This window comes from Mycolicibacterium gilvum (assembly GCF_900454025.1).
In the GTDB taxonomy this organism is placed as follows: Bacteria; Actinomycetota; Actinomycetes; order Mycobacteriales; family Mycobacteriaceae; genus Mycobacterium; species Mycobacterium gilvum.
Map to the genome: position 1 here is coordinate 5,932,191 of NZ_UGQM01000001.1, position 16,243 is coordinate 5,948,433.

Here is a 16,243-nt window from a genome sequence, read left to right on the forward strand (position 1 = left end):
ACCTAACCCTTGAACACGAACACTGGATGAAGGCCCCACATCGCCACGGTCAGTATCAAATCCAAAAAGATGATCGTGATCAGACTGGTCCGCACTGCACGGCCGGACGCTCGACCGACACCGACCGGTCCGCCGGAAGCAAAGTATCCGTAGTAGCAATGGATTAACGTCACCGCCATGCAGAAGACAGCTACCTTGATGACGGAGTACGCGAGATCTGTTGGCGTCACGAATTGAGCAAAATAGTGGTTATATGTCCCGCCCGGCTGATTGTGAAATACCCGGATGACGGTGTCCATGACGAAGAAATTGGCTATCAGGGCCACCAGGTATCCCGGCACCACCAAGATCATCGCGCCAATCAGGCGCGTACCAACCACAAACGGTATGGGCCGCAGGCCTATTGCTTCCAAGGCATCTATCTCTTCGGCGATGCGCATGGCGCCGATCTCGGCGGTCATCCGGCACCCTGCCTGTCCGGCGAACGCGACAGCACTCACTATCGGCCCAAGCTCTCGAACCCCGCCTATACCGCCGATGATCCCCGACAAGCCACCGAACCCGATGATGTTCAATACAGCAAACGCCTCAACTGCCAACGAGGCACCGACAGCAATGCCGAGGAGCAGTAATACGCTTATCGCACCGCCATCCACGATGAGCGAACCGCGGCCCCAAGCGAGGCTGTTCATTTGCTGCAGTGTTTGTCGTCGATATTTGACGACCGCGACCGGAACCGAACTGAAGGCCTTGGCAATGAAGATCACCCACTGTCCGACCTCACGGAATACCCCGCCGACAGACCCCGTTGTCGCTTGTAACAAGCGCGAGCCATACCTGCTCGGCACCAGGGCGCGACCTGCGGAAGTCACTACGCCACCTCCATCGGGACGAACATCGACTGCAATTGCGTTATCGCCAGGTTGGCGAAGACGATCAGAACGACATTGACCACTACCGACGAGTTCACGGCATCTGCGACACCGCGCGGGCCCCCCTTCGCCTCCATTCCACGAAGCGATGAAACTATTGCCACGATTGCCCCAAAGACGACCGTCTTGGCGATGGCAAACCATACGTCCACCACCTTCGTGAACGTCCCAAACGACATCCAGAAACTTCCCGGTGCCACATCGGAAGCCCCCACTGCCATCAAGAACGCCGACGCAGTTCCCGACGCGACGATGAAGATGCACAGAAGGGGGGATATCAATAGCAGCGCGAGAAAACGCGGCACTACCAACTGGCGCACGGGGTCAACACCCATTACTCGCATTGCGTCGAGTTCTTCACGGATTGCGCGGGCCCCGAAGTCGGCCGCGATGGTCGAAGCTGCTGCGGCACCCATCAACAGCCCCGCAGTCAGCGGTGCTCCCTGCCGAATGACACCCACGCCGGCCGCGGCGCCAAGCAGCGAGGTTGCCCCCAATTGATTGACGAGCCCCGACGTCACGATGGTGGTGATTGCGCCGATCGGAATGGCCATCAGCAGTGCGGGCATGGTCGTCACCTTCAACAAGGTCCATGCCTGCACGAACACCTCGCCGACCGCGAGCCTCATGGTGATGACATCGGTGACGACGTAGCGAATCACGTCCGCGAACAATTGGACACCACGACCTGTCGTGGCCGCGGTACGCCTTGGAATCATTCCCACGTGCCGGGCTGCGCTGAACGGGTACGCCTTGAGGCGTGACTGGCGCACCTTGCTCGAGCCCGACGTCGATGCACCCTGCGGGTGATCGTAGTCAACGGGTGTGGTCATGAACCACCGTCAGAACGCTTGCGAGCACGCGTGCACTCCGGCGTGGCGATGACGACCGCCGCTACTGGCGTCGGCACTCTAGCTGCCATGCGAGAAACCGGTTGCAAGGAATAGACGCCCACACTGCGCAGCGCGGCGGCGCGATGCATCCGTAGGGCCTGAGGCCGCCCGGGGTTGACGTGCCGGCTCCTGGCTCCAACCGTCGTTGAGGAGGTACAGGTCGCCTGGCACGCCGCACCTTCCAGCAGTGGATCCGATCAGAGGCCACAGCTTCATCAAGAAAACGTCCTCCCTGTTGGCACGTTCGCTAGAGTTGCGCCGCGCCTCACAAAGACCACGGCAGTGTGAGCAAACTCGCTAAACATATGGAGGATTACCGTAGAGCGCCACTTTCGGTTTGGCAAGCGGTCGCCCTGACCTGTTGAGCATGCAGTGGTGCGGCAGCTGTCCCAGTCAACCGGTCGTGATCGGATGAGCAGCACTACGTGTAGGAGACGCAAGGCTGCCAGCATGAAGACGGCGGTATCCCTCGTGGCTTTGACGGCCTTCGGGACTGCCCCCAGTTTGGTTGACTCCTGACCTGTGAGGATTCGTCCTTGCTGGAAGGATCGACCCCGTGCCGAAGCCGTTTCCTGCCGAGTTCCGAGCCGATGTCATCGCCGTAGCCCGCAAGGGTGAGGCGCCCCTGCGCCAGATCGCGAAGGACTTCGGCATCTCGGAGGCCTGTCTGCACCGCTGGCTCAAGATCGCCGACCGCGAGGACGGAGCCGACCGGCCCACGTCTGCGGCGGCCCCTGACGACGTAGCGGCGCAACTGCGCGAAGCGCACAAGCGGATCAAGCTCCTCGAACAGGAAGCTGAGGTGATGCGCCGCGCGGTTGGCTATCTGTCGCGGGATGCCAACCCAAATGATGTACCCGCTGGTCCTCGACCTTGCCGATGACGGTGTGCCCGTCACGGTGACCTGCCGGGTCCTGGGATTCTCCACCCAGGCGTTCTACAAGTGGCGCAAAGCCCCCCTGTCTCAGCGCGATTGGGACGACGCGCACCTGATCAACGCCGCCCGCGACATTCACGCCGACGACCCCGCATTCGGGTACCGGTTCATCGCAGACGAGCTACCCAGTCGCGGGATCACCGCCGGTGAGAACCGCGTGGCCCGGTTGTGTTCCCAAGAGCGGATCTGGTCCATCTTCGCCAAGAAGCGTGGACTGAACCGCCGATCCGGCCCGCCGGTCCATGACGACCTCGTCGAACGCCTCTTCAGCGCAGCCTGCCCCAACCAGGTCTGGCTGACCGACATCACCGAGCACCCCACCGACGAAGGCAAGCTCTACCTCTGCGCCATCAAAGACGTGTACTCCAATCGGATTGTGGGCTACTCGATCGACTCGCGGATGAAGTCCTCACTCGCGGTGGCCGCGCTCGATCACGCAGTGTCGCTGCGCTCACCGGTCGCCACGATCGTTCACTCCGACAGAGGCAGTCAAGGCGGATTCAACTGGTCGTCGCAACACCTTGACTGTGGAGGTGTTCAGCAGTGGCGACGAAAGACTGGACCGCGAAGACCAGTGATGTGCCCGAGGGTGCTCGTCGGCAGTGGCGTGCGGATCGGGCGTTGCGACCGCCGATGCGTTCGCCCGGGCGGCCTGAGCCCTCGCGGGCGGTGCAGCGGCAGTTCTGGCGGCTGATCGCGACGGGCATCACCTCGGCCGAGGCGGCGCTGAAGGTGGGCGTGTCCGTGCCGGTCGGAGCCCGTTGGTTTCGCCACGCTGGCGGCATGCCACCGATCTCGCTTGCCGTGCCCACCGGCCGCTACCTGTCCTTCGAGGAGCGCGAAGAGATCGCGCTTCTGCGCGCTAAGCAGGTCGGCGTTCGTGAGATCGCGCGCAGGATCGGCCGCGACCCGGCAACGATCTCCCGCGAATTGCGACGCAACGCGGCCACGCGCAGCGGCAAGCAGGAGTACCGGGCGTTGGTGGCGCAGTGGAAAGCGCAGCAGACAGCGAAGCGACCGAAAACGGCGAAGCTCGCGACTAACGACAGGCTGCGCGAGTACGTCCAGGAGCGGCTCGGGCGACCGCGTGGAGCCCAGAGCAGATCTCGCACCGGCGGCACGATCGTCGAACGCAAGAGCCGCTCGACCTTATTGGTGCACCTACCGCGACTGCAAGGCTATGGCGAGATACCGCCCGTCAAAAACGGTCCCGCGCTGGGCGGCTACGGCGCCGTCGCGATGAACGACGCACTCATAGCGTCAATGACGAAGCTTCCCGAACAGCTCCGCAAGACACTCACCTGGGACCGCGGCAAAGAACTGTCCGGCCACGCCCAGTTCGCTCTCGCGACGGGCACGAAGGTGTTCTTCGCCGACCCCCACTCGCCCTGGCAACGGCCGACGAACGAGAACACCAATGGGCTACTGCGCCAGTACTTCCCGAAAGGCACCGACCTCTCACGGTGGTCCGCGGAAGACCTCGAAGCAGTCGCTCTCGCGCTAAACAACCGACCCCGCAAAAGCCTTGACTGGAAAACACCTGCCGAGGTGTTCGAGGAGCAGCTACGCTCCCTCCAATAACCCGGTGTTGCAAGGACCGGTTGAACCCAGGCAATTCCGGTCACGAAAGTTTGTTCATGCGCTGTCGCACCACGGGTTACACGGTTCAATGGGCCGCGTCGGCGCGTGCCTGTTGACCGGCTAATCGGGGACGGTACTGGCATGTAAACGACACGCCAGCAAGGAAAATGCTTGACCGGTGGGGGCCGGCGGGGTTGCACTTGTCTCATGACGATTCAGCATCAGCTGCGTCTGCAAGCAGGCACCGATGTCGCCTGGGTGTTGTCCGGTCCGGGTTGCGGGAAGTATGCGTTGGTCAACGAATACCTCAGGTATCTGGCCGACCGGAATTACTCTCCTCGCACGCTGCGGGCCTACGGCTATGACCTGTTGGCATTCTGCCGGTGGCTCGGCAGCGTCGACGTCGAGTTGAGTTCAGTGACCACCGAGACCGTGCTCGACTTCATGCGGCACTGCAGGCAGACTCCGATCGCGGGACGCCCCACCAACGTGGTGTCGATGACCGGCACGCGTCTCGACCGTTACTCGTCGACCACCATCAATCACCGGCTTGCCGCGTTGACGGGGCTGTTCACCTTCCGGGAGCTGCGTGACCCCGGACTGCGTACCCCAATCCCCAGCGGCCGCGAAGCGCGGCGGGTCAGCGCCGAGGAACGCAACGGCCTGCTCGGACATCTGGTGAGGCCGAAACGCCGATCGGCGCTGCGCCTGCGTGAACCGCGGCGGCTTCCGCGGGCTTTGAATCGCCGCGAGACCGCCGAGCTGTTATCGAGCCTGCGAACCTGGCGTGACCGAGCGCTGGCCGGGCTGATGTTGTTGTCCGGGTTGAGATCCGGGGAACTGCTCACCCTCGACGTGACTGACGTCGATATCGGAGCCCGCTGGGTGAAGGTGATGGGCAAAGGCGCCAAGGAACGCCGCGTGCCCCTCGATGTGGAGGTCGCAGGGCTGATCCAAACGTATCTTCTCGTCGAGCGACCCGAATCGGACAGCAACCGCCTTTTCCTGGTCGCCAAAGGCCCCCACCGGGGTCAGCCGTTGACCGCGGCCGGACTGCGCACCATCTTCCGGTATCACCGGATCAAGTCCGGAGTGCTCGCCGGTCACCCGCATGCGTTACGTCATACCTTCGGCACCGCGATGGCCGAGGCCGGTGTGGATCTAGCGGTGATGCAGGCACTGCTCGGACACGCCCACATCGACACCACAGCCCGCTACATCCATCTGGCACCCACCCATGTCAAGGCGGAATACGATGCTGCCCGAACACGATTACGCTCCCACACCTGAAACACCGGCGCAGATCTACGCCGCCTACCTGGTGCACCTACAACGCCGGGACCGCGGCAACACCGCCTACGCCCAGGCCGCCCGATCGTTCCTGCGGCGCTGGCCCCGAGTCCAGTCATGGGCCGACATCCCACTCGATGAGCAGCTGGCGGCGAACTGCTCGACACGCCCATTCGTCACCTTCTTGATGGTCAGCCGACGGTTGCAACCGGGCTACGACTACCTCGTTCACCGCAAGCTGTCGAGTCTGTGGCATGAGCTGACCGACAGTTGCCTGCAACCCGACCTCGATCAGTTCATCAGCGCAGCACTGGAACTGGGTTTCACCGAACGGGTCGCCTCGGCCATCGGCTCGCAGATCATCGCCCGGCTGCTGATCCAGACCGGCCGCCCCTTGACCGGCCTGCGGGAAAGCGACCTGCAGGAGTTGCTGCACGCCTGCCATGTTCGCCAAGAACGTACCGGACGCGGCGCCAAGCACTATCGCAGCACCACCCACAGTGCCCGCCAGATTCTGTTCCACCTCGGCATTCTTGATACACAGGCACGGCCGGCGGTCACTGCGTTGACCCTCGAGCAGCGGATGGTCGACGTTCCTGTCGCGCTGCGACCGGCGTTCGTGGCCTACCTGAACCGCAAATACGCCACCTGCGTGCCCAAAACGGTCAGTTCCCTGGCCACCCGATTGGCCCATTTCGGCCGGTACCTCGCCGCCGCCGACCCCAGCTTGACCTCCCTGAACCAACTGGACCGCCGCAGGCACATCGAACCGTTCATCACCTCGCTGACCACAGCCACCAACAGCGTCACCGGTGAGCCGATCACCGTCGCAGACCGGATCAGACGCATCCACGCGGTGGGAAACTTCCTAGCCGAGATCACCGAATGGGGATGGGACGACGCGCCACCGCGGCGCCTGATCTTCCGCACCGACCTGCCACGGCCACCCCGCTGCCTGCCCCGATACCTGCCCGTCGACTCCGACCGCAAACTCACTGCCGCACTGGCAAAATCACCCTACCGACTGGCCGCTGACGCACTGCTGGTGCAGCGAGCATGCGGACTGCGCATCGGTGAACTGCTCGACCTCGAACTCGACTGCATCCACGAGATCCCCGGCCAAGGATCCTGGCTCAAAGTTCCCCTCGGCAAGCTCAACTCCGAACGCATGATCCCCGTCGACGACGAGGTCCTCACCCTCGTGGACCGGATCACCACAACCCGCTCATCGGGCCGACCGATGATCCACCCCCGCACCGGAGCCCCAGCCGACTTCCTGTTCACCCACCACGGAAAACGACTCTCCCAGAACGCAGTACGTGAAGAATTGAACCGGGCAGCACAGGCCGCCAGCCTGGGACACATCACACCGCACCAACTGCGACACACCTACGCCACCGCGCTGATCAACGCCGGAGTCTCCCTGCAAGCACTCATGGCATTACTCGGCCACGTCTCCACCCAGATGAGCCTGCGCTACGCCCACCTCTTCGACCACACCGTACGCACCGAATACGAACGCGCCCTGGATCTGGCGAAGAGCCATATCGGAGCGCTGCCGAAAACCGCAGTCGGGCTGCCCATCACCGACATCACCGGCACCGGATGGAAGGACACACCGGCCATCAAATCCCGCCTCGCCGGCGGATACTGCCTACGCGCACCCGCGCAAGGATCCTGCCCCTACGCCAACATCTGCGAACACTGCCCAAGCTTTCACACCGACTCCACCCACCTGGCCGTCCTCGCCGCCCAACGCATCGACGCCCAAGATCTGGCAGCAGACGCAGAAAAACGAGGATGGATCGACGAAGCAGAGCGCCACCACAACCTCGTCTCCCGACTCGACGCACTCATCACCGGATCGGCATCCGCATGAATGAACCCGCCCTGCTCCGAGTCGAGCGCGTCTGCGCCGAACTCGCCACCTCAGGCCAACCCATCACCTTCACCACCGTGGCCGAACACGCCCAGATCAGCCGCGCGACGCTCTACCGCGACCACCAGCTCCGCGCCATCGTCGACGAACACCGCACCCGACAAACCGACGCCCGCACCCTGACCGGCCTGGCCACCGAAGTCGCACACCTGCGCACCGCCGTCGAAGCACTCGCCGCAGGAGTCAAACGCCACGAAGAACAAATCCGCAAGCTCACCAAACCACCCCGACGATGAACCATTCCGCCCAACACCGCGAGTCCATGAGCCCGGATTAGCCGGTCAATGCGGGGACAACGCCGCCATGGAGTCGTTCTTCGCCCTCCTGCAACGTAACGTGCTCGACCGAAAACGATGGTCCACCCGAGCCGAACTACGCCTGGCCATCGTCACGTGGATCGAGCGGACCTACCACCGACGCCGCCGGCAACGCGCACTCGGGCGGCTCACCCCGATAGAGTTCGAACTGCTCCACACACCGGTCGCAACCGCGGCCTGAAATTCACACCCCGCGAGTCAACTGAAATCGGGGCAGTCCCGATCGCCAACGGCGAGCTCAGCAGCCGACCTGACACTGACGAACTGGTCGCGACTGTGCTCGGCGCCATACTGTTCCGCATCACTATCCAGCAAAAGTATGCCGATTCGGGCTACCTCGCCTGGCTTGTCGACGGCTCGCTCGCCGAACATTGGAGCCGACCGCCCCCCACACCATGTTCCTCGAGACACCCAACACCCCCATGATCGCCTTTCCGCGACCCCCCGTCAGGCCGGGCGGGATCATGCTTGGACGCGGCATGGGCGAATGCAGCCGCGCTGCCGCCACCACCACCTCGGCCCAGGCCAGCGTAGGACCCGTACAATCCGCAAATGCAACAACTGTTTATCGATTTTGCACGCTCCTGAACCCGAACGCGGTGGCGAGCATCATCGCTGTAGTCGTCAGAAGGACCACATGTCGTTTTCTGGAAAGACCATGTTCATCTCCGGCGCTAGTCGGGGCATCGGTCTGGCGATCGCCAAGAAGATCGCAGCCGACGGAGCCAACGTCGCCCTGGTCGCCAAGACCGCCGAGCCGCACCCGAAGCTAGAGGGCACCGTCTATACCGCCGCCAAGGAGATCGAGGCCGCAGGCGGGCAGGCGCTCCCGATCGTCGGCGACATCCGCGACGGCGAATCCGTCGCGGAGGCCGTGGCCAAGGCTGCCGACCAATTCGGCGCCATCGACATCTGCGTGAACAACGCTTCGGCGATCAATCTTGGCTCCATCGAAGACGTGCCGTTGAAGCGATTCGACCTGATGAACGGCATTCAGGTCCGCGGTACCTACGCCGTGTCGCAGGCCTGCATCCCGCATATGAAGGGCCGCGACAACCCCCACATCCTCACGCTGTCACCGCCGATCCGCCTGGAACCCGAATGGCTCAAGCCGACGGCCTACATGATGGCCAAGTTCGGGATGACGTTGTGCGCGTTGGGTATCGCCGAGGAACTTCGCGATGACGGGATCGCGTCGAACACGCTCTGGCCCCGCACCTTGGTGGCAACCGCGGCGGTGCAGAACCTGCTTGGCGGCGACGAGGCGATGGCGCGGGCTCGCAAGCCCGAGGTCTACGCGGATGCGGCCTACGCCGTGCTCGCCCAGCCGGCCAAGAGCTACACGGGCCGCAGCTTGCTGTGCGAGGACGTGTTACTCGAGGCCGGTGTCACCGACTTGTCTGTGTACGACTGCGTACCGGGCAGCGACTTGGGTCTCGACTTGTGGGTCGACTCACCAAATCCGCCCGGTTACACATCGCACTGAAGGGGCAACCGGCCCCCGACGAACACGCTCTGCGGGGTGGCGTCCTCCAGATCAGTTGACCCCGTGGGTGCGGCTCTCCTCGTAGAGTAGGTTGCCTGAATCGGGGATGTCGGCGCGGTCCAGCTTCGCGGCGGCCCGCGAGAGGGCCGCATCTGTTTCTCACGCCGCGCGAAGTTCTCCGCGCTGGAGCGGCAGGTCATGCGCTTCCGCCGTGAGGTACAGCAGCAAGCCCTCCGCCGACGAGGCGGTCGGCAACACAGTGAGGGGGACCCGTTTGGTGGTCCAGTTGATCTGTCCCGTCCGTTTCGAGCCGTGGTTATGCGAGTTGAGGGATCGAATGGGTGGACGTCCAGAGCGTTTCGAACTCTGTGGGGCTGATGTTACCGAGGTAGCTGTGGCGGCGTTCGACGTTGTAGAAGTTGTCGATGTAATCGGCCATGGCGGCGGCCAACTCGATGGTGGTGGCCCATTTGCGGGTGTTGAGCAACTCGACTTGCATCCGCGCCCAGAACGACTCCATCGCGGCGTTGATGCTCCTATATCCGTCAAGCGGCGGATTCCACGGTCTGCGGATTGATACGCAGAGGGCGCATAAGGGACCATATTTCGCGGGCGAGGAGTCGTTTGAGGCAGCGGATGATCTCGGCTTTGGTCTTGCCTTCGGCGGTGCGGCGAGCTACGTAGGACTTGGTCGGTTCGTGATGCTGCATTCGCACGATGACGGTGCGGTAGAGCGCAGCGTTGGCCTGGCGGTGACCGCCACGGTTGAGCCGGTGGCGGGTCGTCATCCCTGAGGACGCCGGGATGGGTGCCACGCCGCAGAGCCGAGCCCAGGCCGGCTCTGAGCGGACTCGCTCGGGGTTGTCGCCGGCGACGATGAGCATTTCGGCGGCGGTGTCGGCGCCGACGCCGAAGGCAGCGCAGAGCTGCGGTGCGAGGGTTGTGGTGAGTTCGGCGAGCATTTTTTCGTGGGCGGTGATTTCGTCGTTGAGTTGTTCCCAGCGCCGCGCGATGGAACGCAGTGTGTGTTTGGTCGCCGCCTCCACTGTGGTCATCGAGCCGGGCCGTAGTCCTGCGCAGCGGTGGATCAGTGCCATCTTCGACAGGGGTTGCAATTGCTCACGCAGGGTCGCTGGGGCATTGACCAGGACTGCCTTGAGCGAGATTATTGCCGAGGTACGCGCTTTTACGGCAACGTCTTTGGCCACTTTGATGGTCCGGATCATTTCCACCAGCCCGTCGGCGGTTTTCGGTACGGCGTCGGCGTGGCCGGCCAGCACGGCGCGGGCTGCGTTCTCGGCGTCGAGGAAATCGGACTTGCCTCGTAACCGGCGGTCGCGGCGGTCGGTGCGCATCACTTCCACGACACCGATATCACGGCGGCGGACCGCGGCGGTCAATCCGGCGCCGTAGGACCCGGTTCCCTCGATGGCGAAGGTCAGGAGATGACCGTGGGTCATCGACCAGTCGATCAACTGGCCGTACCCGGCGGTGTCTGCGGTGAACTTCTCCTTGCCCAGGACGCCGCCGAAGTCGTCGAGGGCGACCGCGACGTGGATGTGTTTGTGGGTGTCGACGCCGATCACGACTCGACCGCGGCGCTGGTTGTGGTTCATGCTTGTCATTGCGACCTTCCAACGTGGGTTGTGACGCTGGCCGGTCGGGTGGACGGGACTGTGATGGGACCTGGTGAGGTCAGGCTCCTATGAGGTCACTGCCCGCCCGGCCAGCACCATGTGGTGCGGCCGCCTGATGGACGACAGATCAACAGCCAGGACACCCAAACCTCGGGGTCAGTCGAAAGCAAGAGTCAGGCCACCAGGCAGCCACCATCATTCTCACAATCGAAGCAGTCGCCGACGGTCCCGAACGAGCCCAGCAGGCCCCATCGGCGCATATCTCCCCGAAGCTCCAAGACGTGAACTGCGTGCCGTGATCGGCGTGCAGAATCGTTGACCCACTGCGGGTTCTGTTGCCGACGGCCATGTTCACCGCGTTGTTGACCAGGGCGGTGTCGGCGGTGGTCGAGAAGGTGCGAGCCACGATCATGCGCGAGAAGCAGTCCAGGATCGCACAGCAGCACACCTTGCCATCACGTGCTGGGTGTTCGGAGATGTCGGTGCACCACAGTTGGTTGGGCATCGTGGCGGTGAAGCGCCGGTTCACCAGGTCAGCGGGGGTGTCGAGGCCGCTCAGGTTGGGTTTTCGCCGCCCTGGGCGCGGCAGCCCGTACAGCCCGTACTCGGCCATGATCGAGATGACCAGTTTGTGGTTGACATTCGTCTCGTAGTCGGCCAGTAGCGCGGCGCGGACCCGTCGGCGTCCGTAGGTGCCGCGAGAACGTTGGTGGATCTCGGTGATCGTGTCGGCCACGATCAGCCGGCGCACCTCACGGTCCGGAACAGGGCGTGTCGGTGATACTGCAACAGCGAACGCGCTAATCTCGTTATCCGGCAGGCGGATCGGGCTGAATGTCCTCGCCCGATCAGCCCTTCAGCGATCGCGCGTCGGCGTTTTGGCGGCACCACCGCCTGCTCGTCGAACAACGCGCAGGCATCGCGGGTCAAGGCCAGCTCGGCCTCGATCTGTGCAATGCGATTGTGCGCGGAACAGGCCCGTCGGCCTCCACGCTCGGGGTGCCCTCGATGACTCCGGCATCAATGAAAGCCTGACGTTTCCACGGAACAGGGCCCGGCAGATCCCGGTCTCGGCAGCCAAAGCGGCCACCGGTTCACCCGTTCGCAGCCGCGCAGCGATTTGCCGGCGCACCGAAGACGAATACTGACGGGGCATGTGACCTCCCGGTGATCACTCTGCCCTCGACTCGCACAACAGTGGACCAACAACACGGGTACAGATCTACTGGACCACTACAGGGGGCCCACCTCAACAGGGCCGAATCCGGTGTCGCGTAGAGCGGGCCGCCAGTCGTGGCGCAGGTCCACCGGCACGCCGACATGGGTCGTTGGCACAGTGACGCCGCGCGACTCCAACGTCAAGACCTTGAGATCGAGACCTTGGGATAGCCCAATATATGCGCTGACTAGCCCTGGCGTCGGAAAAATGCATGCGGATTCGGCTGGGCGCCAGGATCCAGCAACTCGTCGCCACTTGATCAAAGCGATAAATGGTTTACGGTTTAGCCACCACGTTTGGGAGGGGTTGAGGCGGAGTGCGAATCATCGTCACAGGCGGGAATAGTGGCGTCGGCCTGGCGACCGCGACCGCGATGGCCGCGGCGGGCCATGAAGTGGTGATCGCCTGCCGGTCCCTGAAGAAGGGGCACGAGGCTGCGGCGGCGATGTCGGGGGACGTCGAGGTACGCGAACTTGATCTCGCCGATCTCACCAGCGTGCGCAAGTTCGCCGACACCGTCGACGCGGTCGACGTGCTGGTCAACAATGCGGGTGTGCTGGGCCTGCCCCTGACGCGCACGGCCGATGGGTTCGAGGCGCACATGGGCACCAATCACCTCGGACACTTCGCGCTGACCTGCCTGCTCGGCGACCGGATCCGCGACCGGGTGATCTCGGTCTCCAGCACGAACTACACCACAGCGCAGATTCATTTTGACGATTTGAACTGGGAGCGCCGACGCTACAACCCCTGGGCGGCCTACGGCGAGTCCAAGCTGGCGAACCTCCTGTTCGTGCGCGAGTTGGTCGCCCGCGGCAAGACCGCGTACGCATCGGACCCCGGGATGACCAACACCGCGATCACCCGCGACGGTTCAGGCATGCTGCAGTGGGCGGGCCGGGTGATTTCACCGTATATCGCGCAGAGCCCGCCTGACGGCGCGCGCTCGACGATCCAGGCCATCTCCACGACGCTGCCGAACGGCACCTACTTCGCGCCGCGCGGCTTGATGCATCAGTGGGGCAGGCCGAAGCCGACCACGCTCAAGGCCAAGGCAGTCGACCCGGACAGCGCGCGACGGCTGTGGGAGTGCTCCGCGAAGCTGACCGGGTGCGAATGGCAGGATGGCGCGCCATGATCCTCGAGCGGCTACTGTCGAACTCCGAAGCGCGAGAGCTGGTTCAGCTTGCGGCTGATGTCGTCGACAAGGTGCTCGACCCGATCGTCGAGCACGAGCGAACGACATTCGGCCGCAGGATCATCGACCCATCAGTATTTGTCGTCTCTGCCGGCCCACATTGCAGCCGCTGGCGACTCCACCCGCGCCACCTACCTCGATGCGGCACGCCGGCTACATCTGCAAATACCGCGTCGAGCGCTACATGCGCGAGGCCAAGTTCACTCAGATCTTCAAGGCACCAACCAGATCAGCGCCTGGTCATCGGCCGGTCGCTCAGCTGTGCAGGAGGCACGACATGACAACCGACACGTATTATCAACGGCCACAACTGAGGTTAGCGCCTAGCCCTACCGCTGAATCGCGCGCGTTCTGGACCGGCGGCCAGCGCGGCGAGCTGCTGATCAACCGGTGCCACGCTTGCGGGCGCTTTTTCCATCCGCCGGGTCCGACGTGTTGGCGCTGTCGCAGCACGGATGTCGCCCCGGAGCCAGTGTCGGGCGAGGCGACCGTTGCGACCTTTACGGTGAACCGGCAGATCTGGATCCCCGGATACGAGCCACCCTATGTCGTCGCGATCGTCGAGCTGGACGACGAGCCCGACGTACGGCTGATCACCAACATCGTGGGCGTGGCCATCGACGATGTCAGGGTCGGGATGGCGGTGGAGGTCTTCTTCGAGGATTGGACGGCGCTGTCGGGAGAGGAGCACAGCCGGGTTTGGATTCCGTTGTTCCGCCCCATTCAATCGGGTTCCGCCTGAGCGCTTCTCGAGCGGCGGCGGTCTGTTGCGAAGGAGAAAGTCGCGACACGAGCAACCGTCAGGGCGACCACCGGGCGCTGCCCCGCAACGCGCACGGCCGGCCCCTGGGCGATCACCCCCCGGATAGCTTCGTAGGTTTCGAAAGAGTCGGCGACCACGCATGCGGACAGCTCGTCGTCGAACGCGGACGCCAGCTCCGCGTCTGCGACTTCGGCAGTCACGATGTCCCCATCCTTGTTCAGGATCCGCGCAGGCATCGCGAGCAGCCGGCCGTCATCGTCGCTCACGCAGATTGCACCCGACGGTTGGGCGGCGAGAAACGCGACGAGCTCGGCCTCCGACATGCTGCCCGGGCCACCGCGCCTTTCCTCAACCATGGGCACAAACCTCCTCGACATCGAGCCGAATGAAACTTCGCTTGCCACTGAGCAACCGATCGCGAACCTTCGCGGCCACCGAGTCTGGCACCCGAACTTCAGGTGAACTGCGCGCCAGTATTCTCGCGATCTCTGTGGGGCACGGTCGGTAGATCTCGACGCGCCCCCGTACCGATGCCCAAGACGCTCCGTCCTCACTCTTCACCACGCATGCTGCCTCCGGGTCGGCGCGCAGATGGCCGACCTTCGCGCTTTTGGTGTACGTGGCGAAGTACAGCCCGCCAGACTCGTAGGTGAGGGTACGCATCGCATAGCCGATGGGATGTCCGGCGGCGTCGCGACAGAACAGGAACGCCCGGTGATTGCGCCTCAGGAAGTCCGTGAGCGCCAGTTCGTCGAAACTCGCCACTCGATCATGTTCGTCGCTGCTAAGATGACAGTCAACTGTCAAACGTTCTTGACACCAATGGAGTCTCGACCATGTCAACTATCCTTCCGGTCACGCTGCGCTCGGCGGCCGACCTCACGCCGGACATTCTCACCACGTTGCTGCGTCGGCACGATCCGACGGTCACCGTAACGGCCGCGGCATTGAGCCGGACCTGGCAGGGCACCACGTCCCATCTGCATCTGGACGTCGACTACGCCGCCGCGGACACGTCGCTTCCCCGCCATCTCTTCGTGAAAACGCAACTCGGCACCGTGCACGACCTGCCCGAGGCGGTCGACATCTCGTTGTCGGAGGGCGGTGGCGGCACGGTACTGCTTGACGATGAAACAACGTTCTACCGCGACCTTCGGGCCGATCTGGAGGTCGAGACCATGACGACATACTTCGCTGAGCACCTCGACGGCCCTTCGCAATTCATCATCATCGCCGAGGACATCACGCTGCGCGGCGCGCAGGTGCCGGACGCGGTCGCTGGGCTGTCCGTCGAGCAGGTCGATGAGCTACTCGCGACGTTGGGCCGGGTCCATGCGCCGTTCTGGGACAGCCCGCGTCTGCGCGATGACGGCGACCTGTCCTGGTTGAACCATCCCATCACCGGCAAGTTCGCAAAGTTCCTGCGCGAAAACGGGTTCGCCATCATTCGGATGTTCCTCGAACTGCCCTACAAGAAGGCGTTGCTGGACGCCACCGGTGAGGACGCGGACTCGATGGAGGCTGCGTTCTGGAAGCTGCAGGAGACCGTAGCAGGCTCAGACGGGGGTCCGATCACACTGCTGCACGGCGACCCACACCCACGCAACACCTACGCACTGCCTGACGGCCGCATGGGTGTCCTCGACTGGCAACTTGTGCGGCGTGGGTCGTGGGCACACGATGTCGGCTACGCCTTGATCGGCGCGCTGCCACCGGAGCTTCGGCGCAGCCATGAGCGAGAACTGCTCGACAACTACCGCGGCCGGCTACGCGACGCGGGCGTAGCGGTGCCTGACCGCGAGCAGATGTGGACCGCCTATCGGCGCAGCCCGGCATGGGGCTTCTGCATGTGGGCGATCACACCCGACCAGATGTACTCCGTCGAGATCGTCACGGCGGTGCTAGGTCGGTTCGCCGAGGCCTACTCAGACCTCGGAACCGGCGCGCTACTGCGCTGAGGCCTTTGCGGCTGTCGCGCAGCTCAAGTCAGGACCGTGTGTTACTTACTTGCCGCTGTCGCTGACGAGGAACTGAACCGCTCCGACACGTCG

General features: G+C 63.8%; 16 protein-coding genes and 2 pseudogenes. 11 read left to right on the forward strand and 7 right to left on the reverse strand.

The window, feature by feature from the left end:
- Window positions 1-2: 2 nt before the first annotated feature.
- Window positions 3-848, reverse strand: a complete 846-nt coding sequence (locus DYE23_RS27980; RefSeq protein WP_115329137.1) for an MlaE family ABC transporter permease — start codon at window positions 846-848, stop codon at window positions 3-5.
- A gap of 23 nt (window positions 849-871) precedes the next feature.
- Window positions 872-1,765, reverse strand: a complete 894-nt coding sequence (locus DYE23_RS27985) for an ABC transporter permease (protein WP_069416941.1) — start codon at window positions 1,763-1,765, stop codon at window positions 872-874.
- Window positions 1,766-2,381: 616 nt separating this feature from the next.
- Here DYE23_RS27985 and DYE23_RS27990 point away from each other — a divergent pair.
- The 7 genes and pseudogenes from DYE23_RS27990 to DYE23_RS28025 form a co-directional block, all read left to right on the forward strand.
- Window positions 2,382-3,255 (forward strand): annotated as a pseudogene (locus DYE23_RS27990) (IS3 family transposase); the annotation flags it as partial.
- Window positions 3,256-3,395: 140 nt separating this feature from the next.
- Entirely contained in the window at window positions 3,396-4,343 is a 948-nt protein-coding gene (locus tag DYE23_RS27995) for an IS30 family transposase (protein WP_235660519.1), read from the forward strand.
- A 207-nt stretch (window positions 4,344-4,550) separates the two neighbouring features.
- Window positions 4,551-5,633 carry a tyrosine-type recombinase/integrase gene (locus DYE23_RS28000; RefSeq protein WP_011895481.1) on the forward strand — a complete coding sequence of 361 codons (1,083 nt, stop codon included), beginning with the start codon at window positions 4,551-4,553 and terminating at the stop codon, window positions 5,631-5,633.
- A complete protein-coding gene (locus DYE23_RS28005; protein ID WP_235660318.1) occupies window positions 5,581-7,512 on the forward strand; it encodes a tyrosine-type recombinase/integrase in 1,932 nt (643 codons plus the stop codon). Before DYE23_RS28000 ends, DYE23_RS28005 begins: the two co-directional genes overlap by 53 nt.
- On the forward strand, window positions 7,509-7,808 hold the full coding sequence (locus DYE23_RS28010) for a DUF6262 family protein (protein ID WP_115326493.1): 300 nt from the start codon (window positions 7,509-7,511) through the stop codon (window positions 7,806-7,808). The genes DYE23_RS28005 and DYE23_RS28010 overlap by 4 nt, the downstream gene beginning before the upstream one ends.
- A gap of 34 nt (window positions 7,809-7,842) precedes the next feature.
- A pseudogene (locus tag DYE23_RS28015) lies at window positions 7,843-8,070 on the forward strand (integrase core domain-containing protein); the annotation flags it as partial.
- A gap of 456 nt (window positions 8,071-8,526) precedes the next feature.
- A complete protein-coding gene (locus tag DYE23_RS28025; protein WP_115328701.1) occupies window positions 8,527-9,375 on the forward strand; it encodes an SDR family oxidoreductase in 849 nt (282 codons plus the stop codon).
- 316 nt (window positions 9,376-9,691) lie between these two features.
- Here the strand turns inward: DYE23_RS28025 and DYE23_RS28030 are convergent, their stop codons facing one another.
- The 3 genes from DYE23_RS28030 to DYE23_RS28040 form a co-directional block, all read right to left on the reverse strand.
- Complete coding sequence (locus tag DYE23_RS28030; protein WP_115328702.1) at window positions 9,692-9,895, reverse strand: IS3 family transposase; 204 nt, start codon at window positions 9,893-9,895, stop codon at window positions 9,692-9,694.
- 25 nt (window positions 9,896-9,920) lie between these two features.
- Window positions 9,921-11,000 (reverse strand): IS110 family RNA-guided transposase, encoded by a 1,080-nt coding sequence (locus DYE23_RS28035; protein ID WP_115328703.1) that lies wholly within the window; start codon window positions 10,998-11,000, stop codon window positions 9,921-9,923.
- Window positions 11,001-11,139: 139 nt separating this feature from the next.
- Window positions 11,140-11,748, reverse strand: coding sequence for a DDE-type integrase/transposase/recombinase (locus tag DYE23_RS28040; RefSeq protein ID WP_147292304.1), 609 nt, complete (start codon window positions 11,746-11,748; stop codon window positions 11,140-11,142).
- Window positions 11,749-11,846: 98 nt separating this feature from the next.
- Here DYE23_RS28040 and DYE23_RS30985 point away from each other — a divergent pair, with 98 nt between their 5' ends.
- From DYE23_RS30985 to DYE23_RS28060, 3 genes are all read left to right on the forward strand, one after another.
- Window positions 11,847-12,047 (forward strand): hypothetical protein, encoded by a 201-nt coding sequence (locus tag DYE23_RS30985; RefSeq protein WP_172527853.1) that lies wholly within the window; start codon window positions 11,847-11,849, stop codon window positions 12,045-12,047.
- A 500-nt stretch (window positions 12,048-12,547) separates the two neighbouring features.
- Complete coding sequence (locus DYE23_RS28050; protein ID WP_069412382.1) at window positions 12,548-13,369, forward strand: SDR family NAD(P)-dependent oxidoreductase; 822 nt, start codon at window positions 12,548-12,550, stop codon at window positions 13,367-13,369.
- Between the two features lie 337 nt (window positions 13,370-13,706).
- A complete protein-coding gene (locus tag DYE23_RS28060; protein ID WP_115328705.1) occupies window positions 13,707-14,171 on the forward strand; it encodes a Zn-ribbon domain-containing OB-fold protein in 465 nt (154 codons plus the stop codon).
- Here DYE23_RS28060 and DYE23_RS28065 read toward each other — a convergent pair.
- Both DYE23_RS28065 and DYE23_RS28070 read right to left on the reverse strand, forming a co-directional pair.
- Window positions 14,153-14,515 (reverse strand): hypothetical protein, encoded by a 363-nt coding sequence (locus DYE23_RS28065; RefSeq protein WP_133117662.1) that lies wholly within the window; start codon window positions 14,513-14,515, stop codon window positions 14,153-14,155. The two genes, DYE23_RS28060 and DYE23_RS28065, sit on opposite strands and share 19 nt — an antisense overlap.
- Before the next feature lie 25 nt (window positions 14,516-14,540).
- A complete protein-coding gene (locus DYE23_RS28070) occupies window positions 14,541-14,957 on the reverse strand; it encodes a pyridoxamine 5'-phosphate oxidase family protein (RefSeq protein ID WP_115328706.1) in 417 nt (138 codons plus the stop codon).
- A gap of 71 nt (window positions 14,958-15,028) precedes the next feature.
- On the opposite strand from DYE23_RS28070, the gene DYE23_RS28075 reads away from it, so the two are divergent.
- Window positions 15,029-16,150, forward strand: coding sequence for a phosphotransferase (locus DYE23_RS28075; RefSeq protein WP_115328707.1), 1,122 nt, complete (start codon window positions 15,029-15,031; stop codon window positions 16,148-16,150).
- Window positions 16,151-16,243: the final 93 nt, after the last annotated feature.

Coding starts and splice junctions, on each gene's coding strand:
- DYE23_RS27985 (WP_069416941.1), bottom strand. CDS start 1,765: ATGACCACACCCGTTGACTACGATCACCCGCAGGGTGCATCGACGTCG.
- DYE23_RS27995 (WP_235660519.1), top strand. CDS start 3,396: ATGCGTTCGCCCGGGCGGCCTGAGCCCTCGCGGGCGGTGCAGCGGCAG.
- DYE23_RS28000 (WP_011895481.1), top strand. CDS start 4,551: ATGACGATTCAGCATCAGCTGCGTCTGCAAGCAGGCACCGATGTCGCC.
- DYE23_RS28005 (WP_235660318.1), top strand. CDS start 5,581: ATGTCAAGGCGGAATACGATGCTGCCCGAACACGATTACGCTCCCACA.
- DYE23_RS28010 (WP_115326493.1), top strand. CDS start 7,509: ATGAATGAACCCGCCCTGCTCCGAGTCGAGCGCGTCTGCGCCGAACTC.
- DYE23_RS28025 (WP_115328701.1), top strand. CDS start 8,527: ATGTCGTTTTCTGGAAAGACCATGTTCATCTCCGGCGCTAGTCGGGGC.
- DYE23_RS28030 (WP_115328702.1), bottom strand. CDS start 9,895: ATGGAGTCGTTCTGGGCGCGGATGCAAGTCGAGTTGCTCAACACCCGC.
- DYE23_RS28035 (WP_115328703.1), bottom strand. CDS start 11,000: ATGACAAGCATGAACCACAACCAGCGCCGCGGTCGAGTCGTGATCGGC.
- DYE23_RS30985 (WP_172527853.1), top strand. CDS start 11,847: ATGTCCTCGCCCGATCAGCCCTTCAGCGATCGCGCGTCGGCGTTTTGG.
- DYE23_RS28060 (WP_115328705.1), top strand. CDS start 13,707: ATGACAACCGACACGTATTATCAACGGCCACAACTGAGGTTAGCGCCT.
- DYE23_RS28065 (WP_133117662.1), bottom strand. CDS start 14,515: ATGTCGGAGGCCGAGCTCGTCGCGTTTCTCGCCGCCCAACCGTCGGGT.
- DYE23_RS28075 (WP_115328707.1), top strand. CDS start 15,029: ATGTCAACTATCCTTCCGGTCACGCTGCGCTCGGCGGCCGACCTCACG.